We start from the raw sequence: 18,726 nt of genomic DNA, 5'->3' as shown, positions 1-18,726 counted from the left end.
ATCATACAAAAACTATACTTAAATTTAGTTTTATAGTTACATTTTTAAAAATTTAGCTTTAAGAGTATATAATCTCACATAAATTTCACCAAAAGTAGGGCAATGTCAGGAAAGATCAAACTTCGTTTTTTATCGGCCTTTAGAGATTTTTTTGTCTATCATCACAAGTCTTTAGAGTTTCGTGCCAAAATTTTTGCTGCGATTATCTCGGCTAAATTTGACCCAGATGAGGATGATTTTTTCATCTTAAATGACATCGTAAATGAAATTTATGAAAACGATCAGACTAGAAAAGACTTCTTAATCCAAACCGTTAGAGAGTACGTGGCAAGGGTCAAAAGAAACGATAGGATCACGCTTGACACACTTCTTTTAAGCATAGATAAAGATATGAAAGATCACAAAAGATATGCTAAAAAGATAGACTTTTCGCACCTTCGCCGCTTGATGAGTGGCTGCGAGGAGGAAATTTTAGTGCAGCAAAGAGTTTATGAGTTTTTGATAAACGAAGTCAAACTCTACTCACAAAGCGCTTAAATTTCATCTAAATTTAATCAAAAATTTTTCGTGGCTTGTAGCTAAATTTCTTCATTTTTGACCTTGATTTTTCTCTATTTATCTCGCTAGTTTAGGCGATTTATGACCAAAAATTTGAAACAACAATTCATCAGCTAAATTTACATTATTTTGTGATAAAGCGACTGAAATTCTGTGCTTATAGACTTTGCTAACCATAAAATTTAAAAGCAGGATGATACAAAAATAAAAATAATAAGTGCATAGATTAGCCATATTATGATGATGGGTGCGGGTTGTAGCTTCTTAGTGGTGCTTGCTACCCTGCAAAGGACAAGAGATATAGGGCTTTTTAAAGAGTATATCTGCTCTATTATAAAAAAAGAGTATCAACACAAAGCTAGGCAAAAACCGCCTACTTTAGCACAGAGCGAAGTAAATTTAAGCTGTTTTTTGCACGGCGGCTGAGTGGGTTATGATGTCGTGTAAATTTAGTTTGTCTTTTCTAAAAAAGCAAAGGCAAAGTCCGATGATGCTAAAGCCAGCAAATGCAAAGCAAATTTGGCGCAAGATCGCGTGAAAAAGGCTTAGTTTTTTGCCGGTTTGTAAATTTATGAGATAAATTTCTTGCGCCTTGTAGCCTGGAGTTTGCGCCTTTATGCTAAAAAAGAGGCACATTATAAATGATATGATGCTATTTACCACAAAGATTGCAAGCTGGTTGTTTAAAAAGTCCTCTTTACCGCCAAGAACAAGATATGTGCTGATGTAAAATACTGGCATACCGATGATAAAAAGATCGATGATAAAGGCCTTTACTCTAGCCCAGATCGGTGCGATTTTTGCCTTTTGCTTTGACAAGTTACTTTCCTGTATTTATAAAAATTTGGCTAATTTTCTCGCCGTTATCATGCGTGACACAAAGCATAGTAGAGGTGCGCGAGACCTCGCACCAGTGATTATAAAGATCAAGCTTTTTTATCTCGCTCTTTAGCACGCCAAAATAGCCTATATAAACGCTAAGATCAAAAAAACTTTTATTTTTGGTTTTTAGCAGGCGTTTTTTGCTAAATTCTTGCATCAAACTAGCTCAACGCCTTTGCCACTTACCACTTCGCCGATCACGTAGCCATCGCTATTTTCTAGCACAGCATCAACGTTTTCTTTAGGCACAACAAGGATCATACCAACGCCCATGTTAAACGTCCTCATCATCTCGCTGTCTTCTACTTTTTGAGCGATGATTTTAAAAATTTCAGGCGTTTTTATAGCGCTTTTTTGCACCTTCGCACCAAGTCCAGCAGGGAAGACGCGAGGTAAGTTTTCAACTATGCCACCACCTGTTATATGTGCCATCGCTGTGATATTATCTTTTAAGTTTAAAAAGTCGCTCACGTAAATTCTAGTTGGCTCAAGAAGCACGTCGATAAGTTTTTTATCGCCCACTTTTTCATCAAATTTTAGTCCAAGCTCGCTTACTACTTTTCTTGCAAGCGAAAAGCCATTTGAGTGCAGGCCACTACTTGGAAGTGCGACTAAAACGTCACCAGATTTTACAAATTTGCTTCTATCGATCTCGTCAGCCTCAGCGATACCCACGGCAAATCCAGCAAGGTCAAAGTCGCCCTTTTCATACATCGACGGCATCTCGGCTGTTTCACCGCCGATCAGCGCGCACTTCGCCTTTTTGCAGCCATTTGCGATGCTTTTTACCACCTCTTTGGCGCTTTCTATCTCAAGCTTTGCAGTCGCGTAGTAGTCAAGGAAAAAGAGTGGTGTGGCGAAGTTGCAGATGAGGTCATTTACGCACATAGCGACTAGATCCTCGCCCACGCCTTCAAATTTCTTAGCGTCGATAGCTAGGCGAAGCTTCGTGCCAACGCCGTCTGTCGCGCCTAAAATGGCTGGGTTTTTATATCCGCTTGGCAGTCTGACCGCACCTGAAAATGATCCGATACCGCCTATGACGTTTGGTGTTTGCGTAGATTTTACGAAAGGCTTGATTGCCTCAACAAAGCTATTTCCAGCATCTATATCGACTCCGGCATCTTTATAACTTATCATTTTCACCCTTTTGGTTATTTTTTAAAACTTTAGCCAAAAGTTGCTAAAATTGTTATCAATTTTCAAAAATGGAGCGAGTTTGCAGAAATTTCCAAACGCCTACGTCATCACAGGCTCGATCGCTAGCGGCAAAAGCACGGTTGTAAATTTACTAAAAGAGCGAGGTTTTAGCGTGATAGATGCGGACCTCATCGCCCACGAACAGCTTGAAATTTGCAAATGTGAGATAGTAGAAGCTTTTGGCGAGCAAATTTTAGATGAGGCTGGCAGGATAGATCGCAAAAAACTGGGCGCTATCGTCTTTAACGAGCCAAAAAAGCTTAAAAATTTAGAGCAAATTTTGCACCCAAAGATAAAAGCTGAAATTTTTTTCAAAGCTTCGCAGCTTGAGCGATTGGGGCAAGTTTATTTTGTCGATATCCCTTTGTTTTTTGAAAAAAAAGAGCGTTACGCTGAGTTTAAAAATGTAGCTGTGATCTACGCGCCAAAAGAGCTTTTGCTAAGCCGTCTAATGAGCCGAAATGGGCTAAGCTTAAATGAGGCAAAAGCTAGAGTAGGGCTTCAGATGGACATCGAACAAAAGCGAAAAATGGCAAAATTTGTTATAGATAATAGCAGCGACATGGAGCATTTAAAGCTTGAGCTAGAGAAATTTCTAAAGCAAATTTGCGCTATTTCTTAATAAATTTACTAGTAAATTTATATGTTTGCAAAACCTCTTTACTATTCAAATCCCAGCTATCAAGCTCGGCTTTTACTAAATTTGGAAATTTCTTGCTTATATCCTTTAGAGCATTGCCAACCGACTTTCTAAGATACTCGCTCTCGTCTTCTTTTAGGCTGGCTAGGCGCCTAATGGCCTCATCTGGGTTATCTTTAAAATAAGGTCTGTTTGTCCATATTCTAAGGCCCTCTGTTACGGCTCTTTTTGCATTTGCGTTGCCGTTTTTTAGCCACTCATCGATAACAAAAAGTGCCTGCTCGTAGCCAACTTTTTTACAAAACTCGTCAAACGCCTTTGCTAGCACCTCTTGAACCCTCCAGTTTTCGTCTTTTGAGACTTCATCTCTCATAAACGCCAAAATTTCTTCACGATCTGATAGGTGTCCAAAGAGAAAAACCGCATACATCCGCACTTGATAGAGCTTCGAGCCGTATGCTAGGTATGCAAGCCCTTTGCAGTACTCAGCTCCCTTTGCTTTATAGTCAGCTAAGGCCCTTCTTTCTTGCTCTTTAAAGCCATTTTCTATTAAAGAAAACTCTTTTTCTAAATTTAAGATGTAGCTCTTCAAAGTGGCTCCTTTAAAATCACTAATAACTCTTATCTAAATTTTAGTAAAATCACGCAAAAAATAGAAGGATGGCTCATGCAAGTCTCAAAATATAACGCCAGCGGCAACGATTTTGTCATATTTCATACATTTTTGAGCAAAGATAGAAGCGAGCTTGCAAGACAAATTTGCAGCCGAACAAACGGCGTGGGAGCTGACGGGCTCATCGTGCTTTTGCCTTACGAAAAGGGCGTGAAATGGGAGTTTTACAACAGCGACGGAAGCTACGCTGCGATGTGTGGCAACGGCTCGCGTGCGGCTGCTAGATATGCCTATCTAAACGGCCTTGTGAGTTCAAGCGAATTTGCTCTGCTAACTGGTAGCGGCGAGGTGATGGCAAGCGTGAAAGATGAGTGCGTCGAGGTCGTGCTAACAAATCCAAAAATTTTAAGCGAGCCACTAAATGAAAACGGCAAAACTTGGTATTTTTACGATACTGGCGTGCCACACCTTGTAAATTTCACGCAAAATTTAGATGAATTTGACGTCAAAGAGTGCAGGGTGCTTCGTCAAAAATACAATGCAAATGTAAATTTAGCCAAATTTGATGGCAGAGTTTTAAAAGTAAGAACCTACGAAAGGGGCGTGGAGGACGAGACGCTAGCTTGTGGCACTGGCATGGCGGCTTGCTTTTACGGTGCTACTTTAAATTTAAACGCAGCGCAATGCCTAAAAGTCTATCCAAAAAGCGGCGAGGAGCTTGGACTTAGGCTAGAAAATGGCAAAATCTTATTTAGCGGAGCGGTGAAACACTGCTTTGATACGAGTATCGAAATTTAGCTTTTAGAGCGAGTTTTTGTGCTTGCTTTTGGTTAGTCAGAGCAAGCAAATTTTCAAATTTATATTATTAAATTTTACGCCCAACAGCTAGCTAAATTTATAGCGGTACTGATTTGAAATTTGATAGTAAAAACGTTTAAGAGTTTAGCTACTTAAATATCTCAAGAATAAATTTATATGAAATTTAGTGAGGTGTAAAAATCTCCGCCGAAATTTTATTTACTGAAGCTTTTAAACACTGCTTTGATACGAGTTCTAAATTTAGCTATTTGGCTGCTGGTAGTTAAATTTGGCTAATAGTTTGTAAAAGTCACGGGTAGTAAATTAAAACAAAGAGTTTATAGAGTTTTTGTTATTAAAATTTAAAGTGTATAAAAGAAGATCTCCGCCGAAGCGGAGAAAAGGTGTTATTTCAAAGCATCTTTTGCTTGTTTTGCAAGTGCCGCAAATGCCTTCGCGTCATTCATAGCTAGATCAGCTAAAATTTTTCTATCAAGTTCGATCTTAGCTTTGTTTAAGCCGTTGATAAATCTTGAATAGCTAATGTCGTTTAGTCTGCAAGCTGCGTTTATACGAACGATCCATAAACGTCTGAAATCACGTTTTTTCTGGCGTCTGTCGCGGTATGCATAAACTAAACTTCTCTCTAGTTGCTCTTTAGCTTTTCTAAAGTGTTTATGTCTAGCACTGAAAAAGCCACGTGCTAGCTTTAAAACTTTCTTATGGCGTCTTCTTCTAACTACGCCTGTTTTTACTCTTGCCATATTTATCCTTTTACAAATTGGCGCTCACAAAGTGAGTCTTGCCCCTAAATTTGGGGGAGTTTGAATGACTTTTTTGTCAAAAACTTAAATCTACGCTGCTTTATACGCCGAGCATTTTGCGAACGGCTGAGATGTTTGTGCTGTCCACGTATTTTGGGCCACGCAAATCTCTCATACGCTTAGTAGGTTTTTTTGTTAAGATGTGGCTTCTAAAAGCAGAGCCTCTTTTTATCTTATTTTTACCTACTTTAAAGCGCTTAGCAGCACCGCGAACGGTTTTCATCTTTGGCATGCTAATCCTTTTTGAAATTTTATACGCAAGTGCGTAAGATTTGGATTATAGCGAAAAATCCTTTAGAAAATTTAAATTTCACTTAGACAAAATTTGCAATAAATTTACATTAAACTTAAAAGAATTTTAAAATTTATAATTAAATTATTAAATTTGGCATATAATTACATATAAGAAATTTTATTTTACTAAAGGAGTAAAAATGAAAGGCAAAATTCTTGCATCAATCGTCGCTATGAGTGCGATTTTAGGCACAAGTAGCTTGGCATGCACTACCATTTTAGTAGGAGATAAAGCCTCAAATGACGGCTCTATGCTAGTGGCTAGGAGCGCTGATAGCAAGGCTATAAAGGCTCAAGTCTTTTTGATACATCCAGCTACGAAAAACCAAACTGGCATGCACAGCTCAAAGGCACATGACGGCGCAAATGACTTTACATATCCGCTCCCAAAAGATGGCATGAGATACACAACTATCGCAAACTCACACACAAAACTTCACGGAGCAGTCGGCTACAACGAGGCTGGCGTTGGACTTAGTGGCACTGAGACCATCTATGCAAAAGATGAGCTTTTAAAGATCGACCCATATAACGAAGAGACCGGCATCACAGAAGATGACATCCCAGACGTGCTTTTGCCGCGCATCAAAAGCGCAAAAGAGGGCGTTAAGCTTCTTGGCGAGATAGTTGAGACAAAAGGCGCTGGCGAGGGCTTTGGCGTGGTATTTGTCGATGCAAACGAGCTTTGGTACTTTGAAACTGGCACAGGCCATAAGTGGATTGCTTCAAAGATCCCACAAGATGAGTATTTTGTCACTGCAAACCAAGGCAGACTTCACGCTTATAAAGAAAATGATCCAAATTTCATGGGAGCAAAAGATGTCATCAAATTTGCGATCGACAACAAGACTTATGATCCTGCAAAAGATGGCGAATTTAACTTTACAAAGGCCTATACAAGGGATGATGAAAGAGATGTGACTTACAACTACCCACGTGTTTGCTGGGTGCAAAGTATGTTTAATCCAAGCCTAAAACAAGACTTCGCCGATGGTCAGAAATTCCCAGTATTTTTAAAACCAGAGAAAAAACTAAGTGTAGAAGATCTAAAAGCTGCGATGAGAGCCCACTACGACGGCACCCCGTTTGATAATTACGCTAGCAAAGATGAAGATAAGAAAAACATCTACCGCGCTATAAGTGTCTTTAGAACATACGAGTCTCACGTCATGCAGGTGCGCCCATGGCTACCAAAAGAGATCGGCCGTGTGACATACGTCGCTCTTGGTATGGCTGATCTTAGCGTTTATTTGCCGTATTATGAGGGGCTTGATGGCTTTATAAAAGGCTACTCAGATGGCTCATACGATGCTGATGATACTTCGATATACTGGGTTTATAGAAAGCTTCAAACTCTTGTGATGACTGACTATGAGAAGTATTCGCCAGTGGTTAAAGAGGCCTACGCTAAATTTGAAAAAGAGTTGGCGGTAAAACAGGCTAAATTTGAAGATGAGTACGTAAAACTTTACAAAAAAGATAAGAAAAAAGCGGACAAACTCTTAAATGAATTTAGCCAAAAGACTATGCAAGAGGCTAAAGATCTAACACAGGATCTTACAAACAAAGTCTTTACTATGCTTACAGCTGATATGGACGCTAAGCTAAAATCCCTAAATAAAGGCAAAAAAGACTAAAAATTCTGGGCGTGAAATTTAGTAGCGCCCAAACTTTAAACAAAAATTTGGCAAAGAGCGTTTATAATGCGACAAAAATTCACTACAAAGGAAAAACGCTGATGCCTTGTCCCATGCGTAAAGCTCATTAATCTCGGCAAAAAACATATCAGCGATTTTCAAAAAACACGCAAATTTTTAAATGATTTTACATTTTTTCACATTGAGATAAATCCATTTTTGCTAGCAGGTCCGCTGCATTGTAACTGCATCTTTAATAGTAAAGCTAAGCAGTGCCTAAAATTTGGCAAGGATCTTTTTAGTAGGGTTTTTTATAAATTTTACTTTAGTTTAAGAAGAAGCGGGTGTCATCCACCATGTTTTGGGTGACCTAGACTTGTGCGCAGCGCAACAACATTGAACGTGCTGGGGGGGGGTTGGGTCGCAGGGATATACCTGCATAAAAATATTCAAGGTGGCTGTGCTCTGCATAGTTTTAATTTAAAAAGAAATTTAAAAAGGATAAAAATGATAAAAAGTTATGTTTTAGGTTTTCCAAGAATCGGAGAGAAAAGAGAGTTAAAGCGCGCGTTAGAGGGCTTTTGGGCTGGTAAAGAGGGTTTTAGCGAAGAGAATTTGCAAGAGACTGCAAAGACACTTCGCCAAAGACACTGGAAATATCAACAAGACGCTGGCATTTCGGCTATTAGCGTTAATGATTTTTCATTTTACGACCTAATGCTCGATAACATCATCGCTTTTGGCGCTACGCCTCCAAGATTTGCAAATTTAAGCGGCTTGGAGCAATATTTTGCTTGCTCAAGAGGCAACAAAAATGGCGTTGCGATGGAGATGACAAAGTGGTTTAACACAAACTACCACTACATCGTGCCAGAGCTTAGCAGTGAGAGTAAATTTAGCCTAAAAGCGGATAAAATTTTAAATGAATACAAAGAGGCGAAGTCTAACGGCGTAAAAGGCAAGGTAAATTTGATCGGCCCTATCACATTTTTGGCTCTTTCAAAGACGACTGACGGCAGCTGCCCATTTAAGCATCTTGACGCGCTTGTAGGCGAGTACAAAAAGCTACTTGAGCAAATTTCTAAGCTTGATGATGAAATTTTAGTGCAGTTTGACGAGCCGATCTTCGTAACTGACAAAAACGAAAGCGACCTTTTACCACTTATCACAAAGGTTTATAACGAACTAACAGGCGTTGCTAGCAACATCAAGATCGTGTTTGCGACATATTTTGAGCATGCGATCAAGGCAGTTAGTGAAGTGGCTAAAACTAAAATTTATGGCATCGCACTTGACTTCATCCACGGCAAGAGAAATTTCGAAGTCCTTGAGACTATCAAAAATAGCCATTTAACGCTATTTGCTGGTGTGATCGACGGTAGAAATATCTGGAAAAGCAACATCGATGAGAAGGTAAAACTTGTTCGTGAAATTTCAGAGAAAATAGGCGGCAAAGACTTTTACATCGGCACTTCATGCTCACTTCTACATGTGCCATACACTCTAAAATATGAAGAGAATTTAAACCCTGAGATCAAAAGCTGGCTAAGTTTTGCGGTTGAGAAGCTTGATGAGATCAAGATCATCACAAAACTAGCAAATGGCGAGAAGCTTGATGAGAGCGAAACAAAAATTTATGAAGAGAACAAAAATGCTGTTAAAACTCGCGCCACTTCAAAGCTCATCCACTCTGAAAGCGTTCAAAATCGCGTTAAAAATTTAAGCAAATTTGAGCGTGACGAGAAATTTGAAGATCGCATCAAAATTCAACGCGAAACACTAAAATACGGTATCTTGCCAACAACAACGATAGGCAGCTTCCCTCAAACGGTTGATCTTCGCGTACTTCGCCAAAATTTCAAAAAAGGCGAGATCGACGCGGCCGCTTATGAAGCAGGCATCAAAAAATATATCGACGAGTGCGTGAAATTCCAAGAAGATATCGGCCTAGATGTGCTAGTGCATGGCGAGCCAGAGAGAAACGACATGGTTGAGTACTTTGGCGAGCAGATCAGTGGATATGCATTTAGCCAAAATGGCTGGGTACAAAGCTACGGCAGTCGCTGCGTCAAGCCACCACTTCTCTTTGGTGACGTAAGCCGCCCAGAGCCGATGACTGTTAAGTGGATGAAATACGCTCAAAGCATCACAAAACACGTAATGAAGGGCATGCTAACTGGACCTGTAACGATGCTAAACTGGAGCTTTGTGCGTGACGATCTTCCAAGAAGCGAAGTAGCAAAACAGCTTGCACTTTGTATCTACGACGAGATCGCAGACCTTCAAAACGCGGGCATCAGAGTGATCCAAGTCGATGAGGCGGCGTTTAAAGAGGGCTATCCGCTAAGAGCTGAAAATATCCCAGCTTATGAGAAATTTGCGGTTGATTGCTTCAAGCTTTCAGTAAGCTCAGCAGAGGCAAAAACTCAGATCCACACGCATATGTGCTACTCTGAATTTAACGATATTATTAAGACCATTGAGGCAATGGATGCTGATGTTATCAGTATCGAGACTGCAAGAAGTGGCAACGAGCTACTTAAAATTTTCAAGGCCGTCGGCTACAAACAAGAGGTAGGACCTGGCGTTTACGACATCCACAGTCCACGCGTGCCAAGTGTCGAGGAGATCGTCGCTCAGATCAAAGCTCTGCTTGAAGTCTTGCCAAAAGAGCAACTTTGGATCAACCCTGACTGCGGCCTAAAAACCAGAAAATGGGAAGAGGTCGAGCCAAGCCTTAAAAATATGGTAGAAGCCGTCAAGATCGTAAGAGGTCTATAAAATTTAATTAAAAAGGATTTGAAAAATGAAAAGGATTTTTCTATTTGTAATATTAGTTGTATTTGCGTCCGGATGTAGTTCTGGACGCCACTCTATACCACTCAACAAAGGTGCGTACAAGCAAACAAATATCTATAGTATCAGCGAGACTTTAAATTTAGAAGCTGCCAAAAAAGAGCTAGCAGGCTTTGAAAATGTGAGGCTTGAATTTGGCTCAAACGACCAAAATAAAAGCGTAATAAAGGCAAATGTAAAGGTTCAAAGATTTATCACTGATAGCGGAGATATAAAGGGCTATTGCCAAGAGGCTTTTGTCGCCGTCATAAAAAGATATATGATAGCTGCTAAAAAGCAAAATGCTGACGTGGCAAATATCGTAAGCTTTTGGCGAGCCGATGCAAAATACCTAAAAGACGAGTTTGTCTGCATGTCGTCAAAAAGTTCTGTTGGCGTGGTGATGAGGGCTGATCTAGTTCAAAAGTGAGAAAATGCTAAAAGAGAAAATTTTAAATAAAGAAAAAGGGCTCGTGCTATATGGCCTTACGCCGCCAAAGGCTGAATTTGAAGAGGCAAAGCTGCGTGAGATATCAGAGCGCTGGAGCGGGCGGGTAAATGATATCAAGGCCGACGGGCTCGTGCTTTACGAGGTGCAAGACGAGAGCGAGCGAAATGATAGCGAGAGGACATTTGAGTTTAGTGGGATGTTAAGCCCAGAAATTTACTACAAAAAGTACCTAAACGTCGCAACACCTAGTATATTTTACCGCGTGGCTAGCGGATACGGTGAGGATGAATTTCGCGCAGCGCTTAAGGCTCAAAGCTCAAATTTAAACGTATTAGTTGGGGCAACTTCTAGCACGCAAAAAGTGAGGCTAAATTTAGCTCGCGCCTATGAGATCGCTAGCGAATTTAAAGAGTTGGCAGTGGGCGGTGTCTGTATCGCAGAGCGTCACGGCAAAAAGGGCGATGAGCCACAAAGGATGCGTGAAAAGATCGCAGCTGGGGCTAAATTTTTCATATCGCAAGCGATATTTGACGCACAGCTAGCGAGTAAATTTTTAGAGGATTGCGCGGCTGCAAAGATAAGCGAGCCGATATTTCTTACATTTAGCACAGCGGGCAATGCAAAAACGCTTGAATTTATCAAATGGCTCGGAGTGAGTGTGCCAAACTCAGTCGAAGAGAGGCTAAATTTAAGCTCTGACTACCTAGCTAGTAGCTGCGAGATCATCAAAGAAATTTGGTGCGAGCTAAAGAAATTTGGCGATGAAAATGGGCTAAATTTAAGCATAAATATAGAAAGCGTAATGGCAAAACGCGCCGAGATAGAAGCGAGCTTGGAGCTAACGCATAAGATGAGAGAGTTATTATGATCTAGTGAGTGAAGGTCATCAAATTTATCTATTTAAAAGTGAGTTTTTGGTTTAATTAAATAAAATTTTTAATATTAATTTAAAGTTGAAATAAATTATGACTAATATATTATTATGCGGTGGTTCTGGTACGCGACTATGGCCTATTAGCAGGACTTTGATGCCAAAACAATTTATTAAATTATTTGATGATAGGTCTCTTTTTCAGCTAACAGCACTGCGAAATAGTGAAATTTGTGATGGGACATTTGTTATAACAAACATTGATCATTACTACTTAGCAATGGATCAGATAGAAAATTTAAATATCACAAATTTCAAATATCTGCTTGAGCCAGTTGGTAGAAATACTGCTCCAGCGATCACATTGGCTTGTCTCGCACTTGATCCAAATGAAGTGGTTTTAGTAACGCCATCGGATCATTTGATAAAGGATATTAAAGAGTATCAAAAGAGCGTAAAGGTAGCAAAAGAGCTGGCTGAACAAAATTTTTTAGTTACTTTTGGCATAAAACCAAGTTCGCCTGAGACTGGATTTGGTTATATTGAGAGTTTTAGCGGTGATGTAAAGGCTTTTTATGAAAAGCCAGACTATGAAAGGGCAGTTAAATTTCTAAAAGATCAGAATTTCTACTGGAATTCAGGCATGTTTGTCTTCAAAGCAGGTGTTTTTCTGGATCAGATGAAAATTTTTGCCCCTGAGATACTTGAAGCATGTAAGCTAGCTTTCAATAACGCAAAAAAAGACGAATTTGATATTAAAATAGACACTACCGATATGCAAAATATCCCACAAAACAGCATAGATTATGCTGTGATGGAAAAATCAGATATCGTAAAAATGGTAGCTCTAGATGCGTCTTGGAGCGATCTTGGAAGCTTTGATAGTTTGGATGAGCAGCTACTAAAAGATGCCAATGGCAATACAATAAATAGCGATCTGGTGCAGATAAATTCTCACAATAATCTAGTCTTATCCAGTGGCAAAAAAATAGCCTTGATAGATGTTGATGATCTAACTATAGTTGATACAAAAGATGCTCTTTTAATATCTAAAAAGTCCTCTAGCCAAAAAGTAAAAAATGTGGTGGAAATTTTAAAAAAGGAGAGCTCCGAGCTTTGTAATGCTCACCTTACTACAAATAGGCCTTGGGGAAACTACACTGTTCTTGAAAATCAAGATGGCTATAAGATAAAAATAATAGAGGTAAAGCCTGGTAAAAGGCTATCTTTGCAAAAGCATTTTCATAGAAATGAGCACTGGATAGTACTATCAGGTAGTGCCACTGTGACTATCGGTGAGATAACTAGACTTGTTTGTCCTAATGAGTCTATCTATATAAAAATGGGTGAAATTCATAGGCTATCTAATGAAGGTAAGATCCCTGTGGTTTTAATAGAAGCTCAAGTCGGCGAATATACAGGCGAAGATGATATAATTCGCCTAGATGATGATTTTAAAAGGTGATTTATGGATAAGAAAGTAGCGTTAATAACTGGTATAACGGGTCAAGATGGATCGTATCTGGCGGAATTTTTACTAAAAAAAGGTTATATAGTCCATGGTATAAAAAGGCGAACAAGTCTTTTTAATACAGATAGGATAGATCATCTTTATCAAGATCCACATGTTGATAATAGAAACTTTTTCTTACACTATGGTGATATGACGGACTCTATGAATTTAACAAGGATCATCCAAGAGGTACAGCCAGATGAAATTTATAACCTAGCTGCCATGAGCCACGTGCATGTAAGCTTTGAGACTCCAGAGTATGTCGCAAATGCTGATGGCACAGGCACTCTTAGGCTTCTTGAAGCTATAAGGATACTAGGGCTTGAGAAAAAGACAAAAATTTATCAGGCATCTACATCTGAGCTTTACGGAAAAGTGCAAGAGACACCGCAGAGCGAGACTACGCCATTTTATCCAAGAAGCCCTTATGCTGTCGCAAAGATGTATGCGTACTGGATAACGGTTAATTATAGAGAGGCTTATGGCATTTTTGCTTGTAATGGTATATTGTTTAACCATGAATCACCAGTTAGAGGTGAGACATTTGTAACTAGAAAGATCACAAGGGCAGCTAGTAAGATAGCGCTTGGGCTTCAAGACAAGCTTTATCTTGGAAATTTAGATGCCAAAAGAGACTGGGGTCATGCAAAAGACTATGTGAAGATGATGTGGATGATACTTCAAGCTCCAGAGCCAGAAGACTGGGTAATAGCAACTGGCCAAACAACAGCGGTTAGAGATTTTGTAAAATTTGCATTTGCCTATGCTGGTATAAATTTGAGATTTGAAGGAGCCGGCGTAGATGAAGTAGGAGTCGTGGACTCACTAAATTTTGAAAAGGCAAAAGAGTTAAATTTAAATTTATCTCATTTAAGTGTTGGTCAAACTGTGGTTTGTGTGGATCCAAGATACTTTAGACCAACGGAGGTTGATTTGCTACTTGGAGATCCTAGTAAGGCAGAGAAAAAACTAGGCTGGAAGAGAGAATTTAACCTTCAAGATCTAGTAAATGATATGATGAAATCAGACTTAAAGCTCATGACAAAAGACGTCTATTTAAAAGATGGCGGATATGAGATAATGAGCTATTTCGAGTAAAAAATGGATAAAAATAGCGAAATTTATGTAGCAGGACATAAGGGACTGGTAGGCTCTGCTATAGTGAGAAATTTAAAATCAAAAGGCTATGAAAATATAATCACAAGAACTCATAGCGAGCTTAATCTTATGGATCAAAAAGCTGTTTGTGAGTTTTTTGAAAAAGAAAAACCTGAGTATGTAGTACTGGCCGCTGCAAAGGTTGGCGGAATAGTGGCTAATAGTACGTATAGGGCTGATTTTATATATGAAAATTTACAAATTCAAAATAATGTGATCCATCAAAGCTATGTGCATAAGGTAAAAAAACTATTATTTCTGGGAAGTACTTGCATATATCCTAAAGATGCTCCACAGCCAATGAGTGAGGAGGTGCTTTTGACATCTCCACTTGAATACACAAATGAGCCATACGCGATCGCTAAAATAGCTGGCATGAAGATGTGTGAGAGCTATAATCTGCAATATGGTACAAATTTCATATCTGTAATGCCTACAAATTTATATGGTCCAAATGATAACTTTGATCTAGAAACTTCGCATGTATTACCAGCACTTATAAGAAAGATACACTTAGCAAAGCTTTTAAGCGAAGAAAAATTTGATGAAGTGGTAAAGGATCTAAAAGCAAGAGATATAAATGAAGCTATGGCTTATCTTGATAAATTTGGTATTTCAAAAGATAGAGTAGAAATTTGGGGTACAGGAGAGCCTAGACGGGAGTTTCTGCACTCAGAAGATATGGCCGATGCCTGCGTGTTTTTACTGGAGAATAGAGACTTTAAAGATACTTATGATAAAAATAGCAAAGAGATAAGAAATACGCATATAAATATAGGCACAGGCAAAGATATCTCGATAAATGAGCTAGCAAATTTGGTTAAAAATATAATTGGCTTTAAAGGCGAGCTATACTTTAATGATAGTAGGCCCGATGGAACGATGCTAAAACTAACGGACCCATCTAAGCTCCACTCTCTTGGCTGGAAACATAAAGTAGAGCTTGAAGATGGGATAAAGACACTTTATGAGTGGTATTTAAATGGCTAATCCAAAAAAGCTGTTAGCAATAACAACAAGACAAGAAAAGAAAAATTTTATAATTTTGATTTTTATGAGTATTGATTTGTCGATCATTGAAACTGTTGGAATATCTGCTATTATGCCATTTATCACTTTGGCATCAGATCCATCAAAAATAGTTAGCAATAAATACTCAAAAATGGTTTATGATTTTTTTGAATTTTCTACCGCTACAAATTTTATGATTTTTTTTGGACTTTTTTTAATAGGTTTTTATATTTTTAGAGCTATTTATTCGATGCTTTATAATTATATACTTAATAAATTTGCATTTGGAAGATTTCATGCTTTTGCATTTAGGCTTTTTAAAAACTATACAAATTTACCTTATAAAAGATTTGTAAAAAGAAATAGTGCTGAACTAATAAAGACTATCGTAAATGAAGCTTCAAATCTTTCTTTCTATATGCAAAGCCTACTTTTGATATTCTCGGAATTTTTTACTGTAGTATTGCTGTATGTCTTATTGCTTTTAATGGATTGGAAAATGACTCTAGTTTTAACTATTCTTTTGGGGGCAAAAGTATTATTTTTATTGTTTTTTTTAAAAAGAAGAATAGAAAAAGAAGGTTTAAAAAGGTCAATAATGCAATCAAAATTTTACAAAATTTTAAATGAAACATTTGGTAATTTCAAAATTATAAAACTTATACAAAATGAAGAAAAACTTTATAGTGAATTTTCAAACATAAGCTATGGTTATGCTAGGGCCAATATTGTAAGCAATACCTTAAGCCAACTGCCTAGGCTTTCTCTGGAAACGATTGGGTTTAGCGTTCTTATAGGAATTGTTGTTTATGTTCTTTTTCAATATAACGATGCAAACTTTGTTTTGCCAATTATTTCTATGTATGCCCTAGCTTTATACAGAATTCTTCCAGCATTAAACAGAATACTTTCTAACTATAATACTATTTTGTTTTTATCTAACTCTCTTGATATTGTATATAGTGATCTTAGCTATACTCCGCAGATAGAAGGTAAAGATTTTATAGATTTTAAAAACAAAATAGAATTAACAAATGTAAGTTTTGAGTATAACAAAAATAAAAAGGTTCTAGAAAATATCAATATAATTATAAACAAAGGCGATAAAGTTGCTTTTGTGGGAGAGAGTGGAAGCGGAAAGTCTACTCTAGTTGATTTGATTATTGGATTATATAAGCCACTTAGTGGTGAAATAGTTATAGATGATAAGAAATTAACCTCTGATAATGTAAAATCTTATAGGTCAAAAGTAGGTTATATACCACAATCAATATACCTTTTTGATGGCACGGTTGGAGAAAATGTGGCCTTTGGCTACGAATATGATAAAGAAAAAATTACGGAAGTTCTAAAAAAGGCCAATATATATGATTTCTTATCTTCTAAAGAAGGAATAGATACTTTGGTTGGGGATGGTGGAATACAGTTAAGTGGTGGGCAAAAACAAAGAATAGGAATAGCTAGAGCTCTATATAGTGACCCAGAAATTTTAGTACTAGATGAAGCAACAAGTGCTTTAGATAATGAAACAGAAGCAAAAATAATGGATGAGATATACGAAACAAGTCAAGATAAGACATTGCTAATCATTGCACACAGATTAAGCACAATTGAAAGATGCGATAGAAAAATAATGCTATCTAATGGAAAAATAATATGAATAATATCTTAAGCTTAATAGGACGCAGGAAAAATCTCTTTGAAGATGACATAAATGCGCTTGATAAAGACCTAAAAGAGATAGTCTCAAGCTCAAACTTTCTAGTTATCGACGGTGCTGGCTCCATAGGCTCTGCTGTGACAAATAGTGAGATAGTCAAACGGTACTTGGCGAATTTAGGCTACGAGCCATTTTTGTGTGAAAATGAGGAGGAGGCCAGAAAGCTTGCGAAAGTGCTTCCAAAAGATGGCTTTTATCCTTGTCTTTTTGCGCCTAGCGATACGGCTGAAGAGAAGGACTATGCTAGATTTGTTCATCGTTTAGTGTTTTTGAAAAACTATGAGCGTTTAAAAAGATATTAATTGCGTAAATAAAATTAACAGTAGGACGAAAAAGTACCTTTATAATAGCGATTTGGAGTTAGTGTGATGGCTGAGGTCGATACAAAAAGAGTAAATTTATTAAAAAAAGAGATTGTAAATTTACAAAAAAATGTGAGGATAAGGTTTTGCAAATTTATATCTGTGATGTAACTTCTATTAACGAAGTTATAATTTTATTAAGCTCAAAGTATAGCCATATAGACTTATTATTAAATAATATCTATCCAAAAAGTAAAAATTACGACAAACGATTTTTCGAGATCGATATGACTGATTTTAATGACTTTTAAAATTTACTCCTTAGTGACAACTTTAATATCTCACAAAATTTCATCAAGTACTTTTTAGAACAAAGTCATGGCAATATCATAAGTATCTCATCCATATTCATAAAATACGATCTTCTTGGTGCGATAAAATATATAGCAGAGATGTTAAAAAAAGATAATATTCGTGTAAATGCTATAACTTCTGGATAGATTTTAGACGGATATCATGAGCCATTTTTAGCCAGTATAAAAGAGATATGGTACAAAAGGTACGCTTGACGCAAATGATATCTGTGGAGCTTTAGTATATCTACTAATCGACAATTTAAAATATGTAAATGAACAAAATGTCACAGTTATGATGTATTATAAAAGTCTAAATTAAATTATGATATAATTATAAGATCAGATAAAAAGAGTTGACTTAAATGAAAAAAAAAATTATCTTAATTGATTTAGACTGTAGCGTGATACATTCTGTAGCTAGATCTAATGTTTTGCAAATTGATACATTAATAGTTGGCTCCGAAAGTAATATTGTAAAAATACAAAAAAAATACAATATACCTATTGTTTTATCATGGTACGATGTTAATGAATATTTTACTAAAAGGAATATTACATTAGACTATTCGATAATTGAGATCTTTAGAAATACACAATTAAAAGTGGAACATTTTTTTTCTAGAGTAACAAGTGATTTAAATACACAAGAATATTTATACTATTGTGCTTTATCTTTTTGGCTAGATAGGTTTAAAAAAGAAAAAATTGATGCAGTCTTTTCATCCTCTTTAGAATTTGGAGGCCTTTTTGATTCAGTGATTTTTGACGTTGCACAATATTACAAGAAGCATGTTTTTCTTCTTGAGATAAGCTTATGCAATGGAGATATTGTTTCTAATTCCGTATTTGATTACACGAATAAAAGATATGTCAAAATAGATATAAAAAAATATAATCTAAAAAAAATTAATAAAAATGATTTTCTATTTAAGGCCAAGTTAATCTCAAGTAATAATAGTATTAAAAAAATATCATTAAAAGAAATGGTGTTAACAATATTAGAAAAAATCGGTGGTTTTTTACTTCCATCTTTGATGTTGTGTCTATTTGGTAAATATAAAAT

The 18,726-nt window shown here is 37.2% G+C and carries 20 protein-coding genes; 14 read left to right on the top strand and 6 right to left on the bottom strand.

The features are described 5' to 3' along the window. Window positions 1-102 precede the first annotated feature (102 nt). On the top strand, window positions 103-537 hold the full coding sequence (locus tag G6W43_RS06005) for a hypothetical protein (protein WP_009295127.1): 435 nt from the start codon (window positions 103-105) through the stop codon (window positions 535-537). 258 nt (window positions 538-795) lie between these two features. Continuing rightward, window positions 796-984: a hypothetical protein gene (locus G6W43_RS06000; protein ID WP_103617820.1), complete on the top strand. Its 189-nt coding sequence runs from the start codon at window positions 796-798 to the stop codon at window positions 982-984. On the opposite strand, the gene G6W43_RS05995 is transcribed toward G6W43_RS06000, so the two are convergent. From G6W43_RS05995 to purM, 3 genes are read right to left on the bottom strand one after another with little or no spacing between them, the layout of a single operon-like run. Then, window positions 958-1,377 carry an RDD family protein gene (locus tag G6W43_RS05995; protein WP_149712389.1) on the bottom strand — a complete coding sequence of 140 codons (420 nt, stop codon included), beginning with the start codon at window positions 1,375-1,377 and terminating at the stop codon, window positions 958-960. The two genes, G6W43_RS06000 and G6W43_RS05995, sit on opposite strands and share 27 nt — an antisense overlap. Window position 1,378: 1 nt before the next feature. Next, on the bottom strand, window positions 1,379-1,597 hold the full coding sequence (locus tag G6W43_RS05990) for a hypothetical protein (protein WP_149712390.1): 219 nt from the start codon (window positions 1,595-1,597) through the stop codon (window positions 1,379-1,381). Further along, window positions 1,597-2,580 carry a phosphoribosylformylglycinamidine cyclo-ligase gene (purM, locus tag G6W43_RS05985; protein ID WP_149712391.1) on the bottom strand — a complete coding sequence of 328 codons (984 nt, stop codon included), beginning with the start codon at window positions 2,578-2,580 and terminating at the stop codon, window positions 1,597-1,599. Before purM ends, G6W43_RS05990 begins: the two co-directional genes overlap by 1 nt. A gap of 79 nt (window positions 2,581-2,659) precedes the next feature. On the opposite strand from purM, the gene coaE reads away from it, so the two are divergent. Continuing rightward, window positions 2,660-3,262 carry a dephospho-CoA kinase gene (coaE, locus tag G6W43_RS05980; protein WP_103645465.1) on the top strand — a complete coding sequence of 201 codons (603 nt, stop codon included), beginning with the start codon at window positions 2,660-2,662 and terminating at the stop codon, window positions 3,260-3,262. Here the strand turns inward: coaE and G6W43_RS05975 are convergent. Then, on the bottom strand, window positions 3,252-3,872 hold the full coding sequence (locus tag G6W43_RS05975; RefSeq protein WP_148787050.1) for a DNA alkylation repair protein: 621 nt from the start codon (window positions 3,870-3,872) through the stop codon (window positions 3,252-3,254). The genes coaE and G6W43_RS05975 overlap by 11 nt on opposite strands. A 75-nt stretch (window positions 3,873-3,947) precedes the next feature. On the opposite strand from G6W43_RS05975, the gene dapF reads away from it, so the two are divergent. After that, on the top strand, window positions 3,948-4,691 hold the full coding sequence (gene dapF, locus G6W43_RS05970; RefSeq protein ID WP_103617826.1) for a diaminopimelate epimerase: 744 nt from the start codon (window positions 3,948-3,950) through the stop codon (window positions 4,689-4,691). 407 nt (window positions 4,692-5,098) lie between these two features. Here the strand turns inward: dapF and rplT are convergent, their stop codons facing one another. Next, entirely contained in the window at window positions 5,099-5,455 is a 357-nt protein-coding gene (gene rplT, locus G6W43_RS05965) for a 50S ribosomal protein L20 (RefSeq protein WP_004317321.1), read from the bottom strand. 100 nt (window positions 5,456-5,555) lie between these two features. Then, the gene (gene rpmI, locus G6W43_RS05960; RefSeq protein WP_194169361.1) at window positions 5,556-5,747 is read right to left on the bottom strand and encodes a 50S ribosomal protein L35; all 192 of its coding nucleotides are present in this window, start codon (window positions 5,745-5,747) and stop codon (window positions 5,556-5,558) included. Between the two features lie 202 nt (window positions 5,748-5,949). Between rpmI and G6W43_RS05955 the strand changes: the two genes are divergently transcribed. The 10 genes from G6W43_RS05955 to G6W43_RS05910 all read left to right on the top strand — a co-directional run. After that, window positions 5,950-7,446, top strand: a complete 1,497-nt coding sequence (locus G6W43_RS05955; RefSeq protein WP_194169360.1) for a C69 family dipeptidase — start codon at window positions 5,950-5,952, stop codon at window positions 7,444-7,446. 507 nt (window positions 7,447-7,953) lie between these two features. Continuing rightward, window positions 7,954-10,227, top strand: a complete 2,274-nt coding sequence (gene metE / locus G6W43_RS05950; protein ID WP_194169359.1) for a 5-methyltetrahydropteroyltriglutamate--homocysteine S-methyltransferase — start codon at window positions 7,954-7,956, stop codon at window positions 10,225-10,227. 25 nt (window positions 10,228-10,252) lie between these two features. Beyond that, entirely contained in the window at window positions 10,253-10,711 is a 459-nt protein-coding gene (locus G6W43_RS05945; RefSeq protein WP_194169358.1) for a hypothetical protein, read from the top strand. A gap of 4 nt (window positions 10,712-10,715) precedes the next feature. Further along, on the top strand, window positions 10,716-11,600 hold the full coding sequence (locus G6W43_RS05940) for a methylenetetrahydrofolate reductase (protein WP_194169357.1): 885 nt from the start codon (window positions 10,716-10,718) through the stop codon (window positions 11,598-11,600). 97 nt (window positions 11,601-11,697) lie between these two features. After that, window positions 11,698-13,068 carry a mannose-1-phosphate guanylyltransferase/mannose-6-phosphate isomerase gene (locus G6W43_RS05935; RefSeq protein ID WP_103640170.1) on the top strand — a complete coding sequence of 457 codons (1,371 nt, stop codon included), beginning with the start codon at window positions 11,698-11,700 and terminating at the stop codon, window positions 13,066-13,068. Between the two features lie 3 nt (window positions 13,069-13,071). Further along, window positions 13,072-14,214: a GDP-mannose 4,6-dehydratase gene (gmd, locus tag G6W43_RS05930; protein ID WP_103617830.1), complete on the top strand. Its 1,143-nt coding sequence runs from the start codon at window positions 13,072-13,074 to the stop codon at window positions 14,212-14,214. A gap of 3 nt (window positions 14,215-14,217) precedes the next feature. Continuing rightward, window positions 14,218-15,264, top strand: a complete 1,047-nt coding sequence (locus tag G6W43_RS05925) for a GDP-L-fucose synthase family protein (RefSeq protein ID WP_103617831.1) — start codon at window positions 14,218-14,220, stop codon at window positions 15,262-15,264. Continuing rightward, the gene (locus tag G6W43_RS05920) at window positions 15,257-16,945 is read left to right on the top strand and encodes an ABC transporter ATP-binding protein (RefSeq protein ID WP_194169356.1); all 1,689 of its coding nucleotides are present in this window, start codon (window positions 15,257-15,259) and stop codon (window positions 16,943-16,945) included. Before G6W43_RS05925 ends, G6W43_RS05920 begins: the two co-directional genes overlap by 8 nt. Then, window positions 16,942-17,307 carry a hypothetical protein gene (locus G6W43_RS05915; RefSeq protein ID WP_180997194.1) on the top strand — a complete coding sequence of 122 codons (366 nt, stop codon included), beginning with the start codon at window positions 16,942-16,944 and terminating at the stop codon, window positions 17,305-17,307. The genes G6W43_RS05920 and G6W43_RS05915 overlap by 4 nt, the downstream gene beginning before the upstream one ends. 718 nt (window positions 17,308-18,025) lie before the next feature. Beyond that, window positions 18,026-18,726, top strand: a 701-nt coding sequence (locus tag G6W43_RS05910; RefSeq protein WP_194169355.1) for a hypothetical protein, incomplete at its 3' end; no start/stop codon positions are given.

Source organism: Campylobacter concisus, assembly GCF_015229965.1.
Taxonomy (GTDB): Bacteria; Campylobacterota; Campylobacteria; order Campylobacterales; family Campylobacteraceae; genus Campylobacter_A; species Campylobacter_A concisus_BD.
Note: the sequence above shows the minus strand (reverse complement) of the source record. Positions and strands in the feature narration are given on the sequence as shown.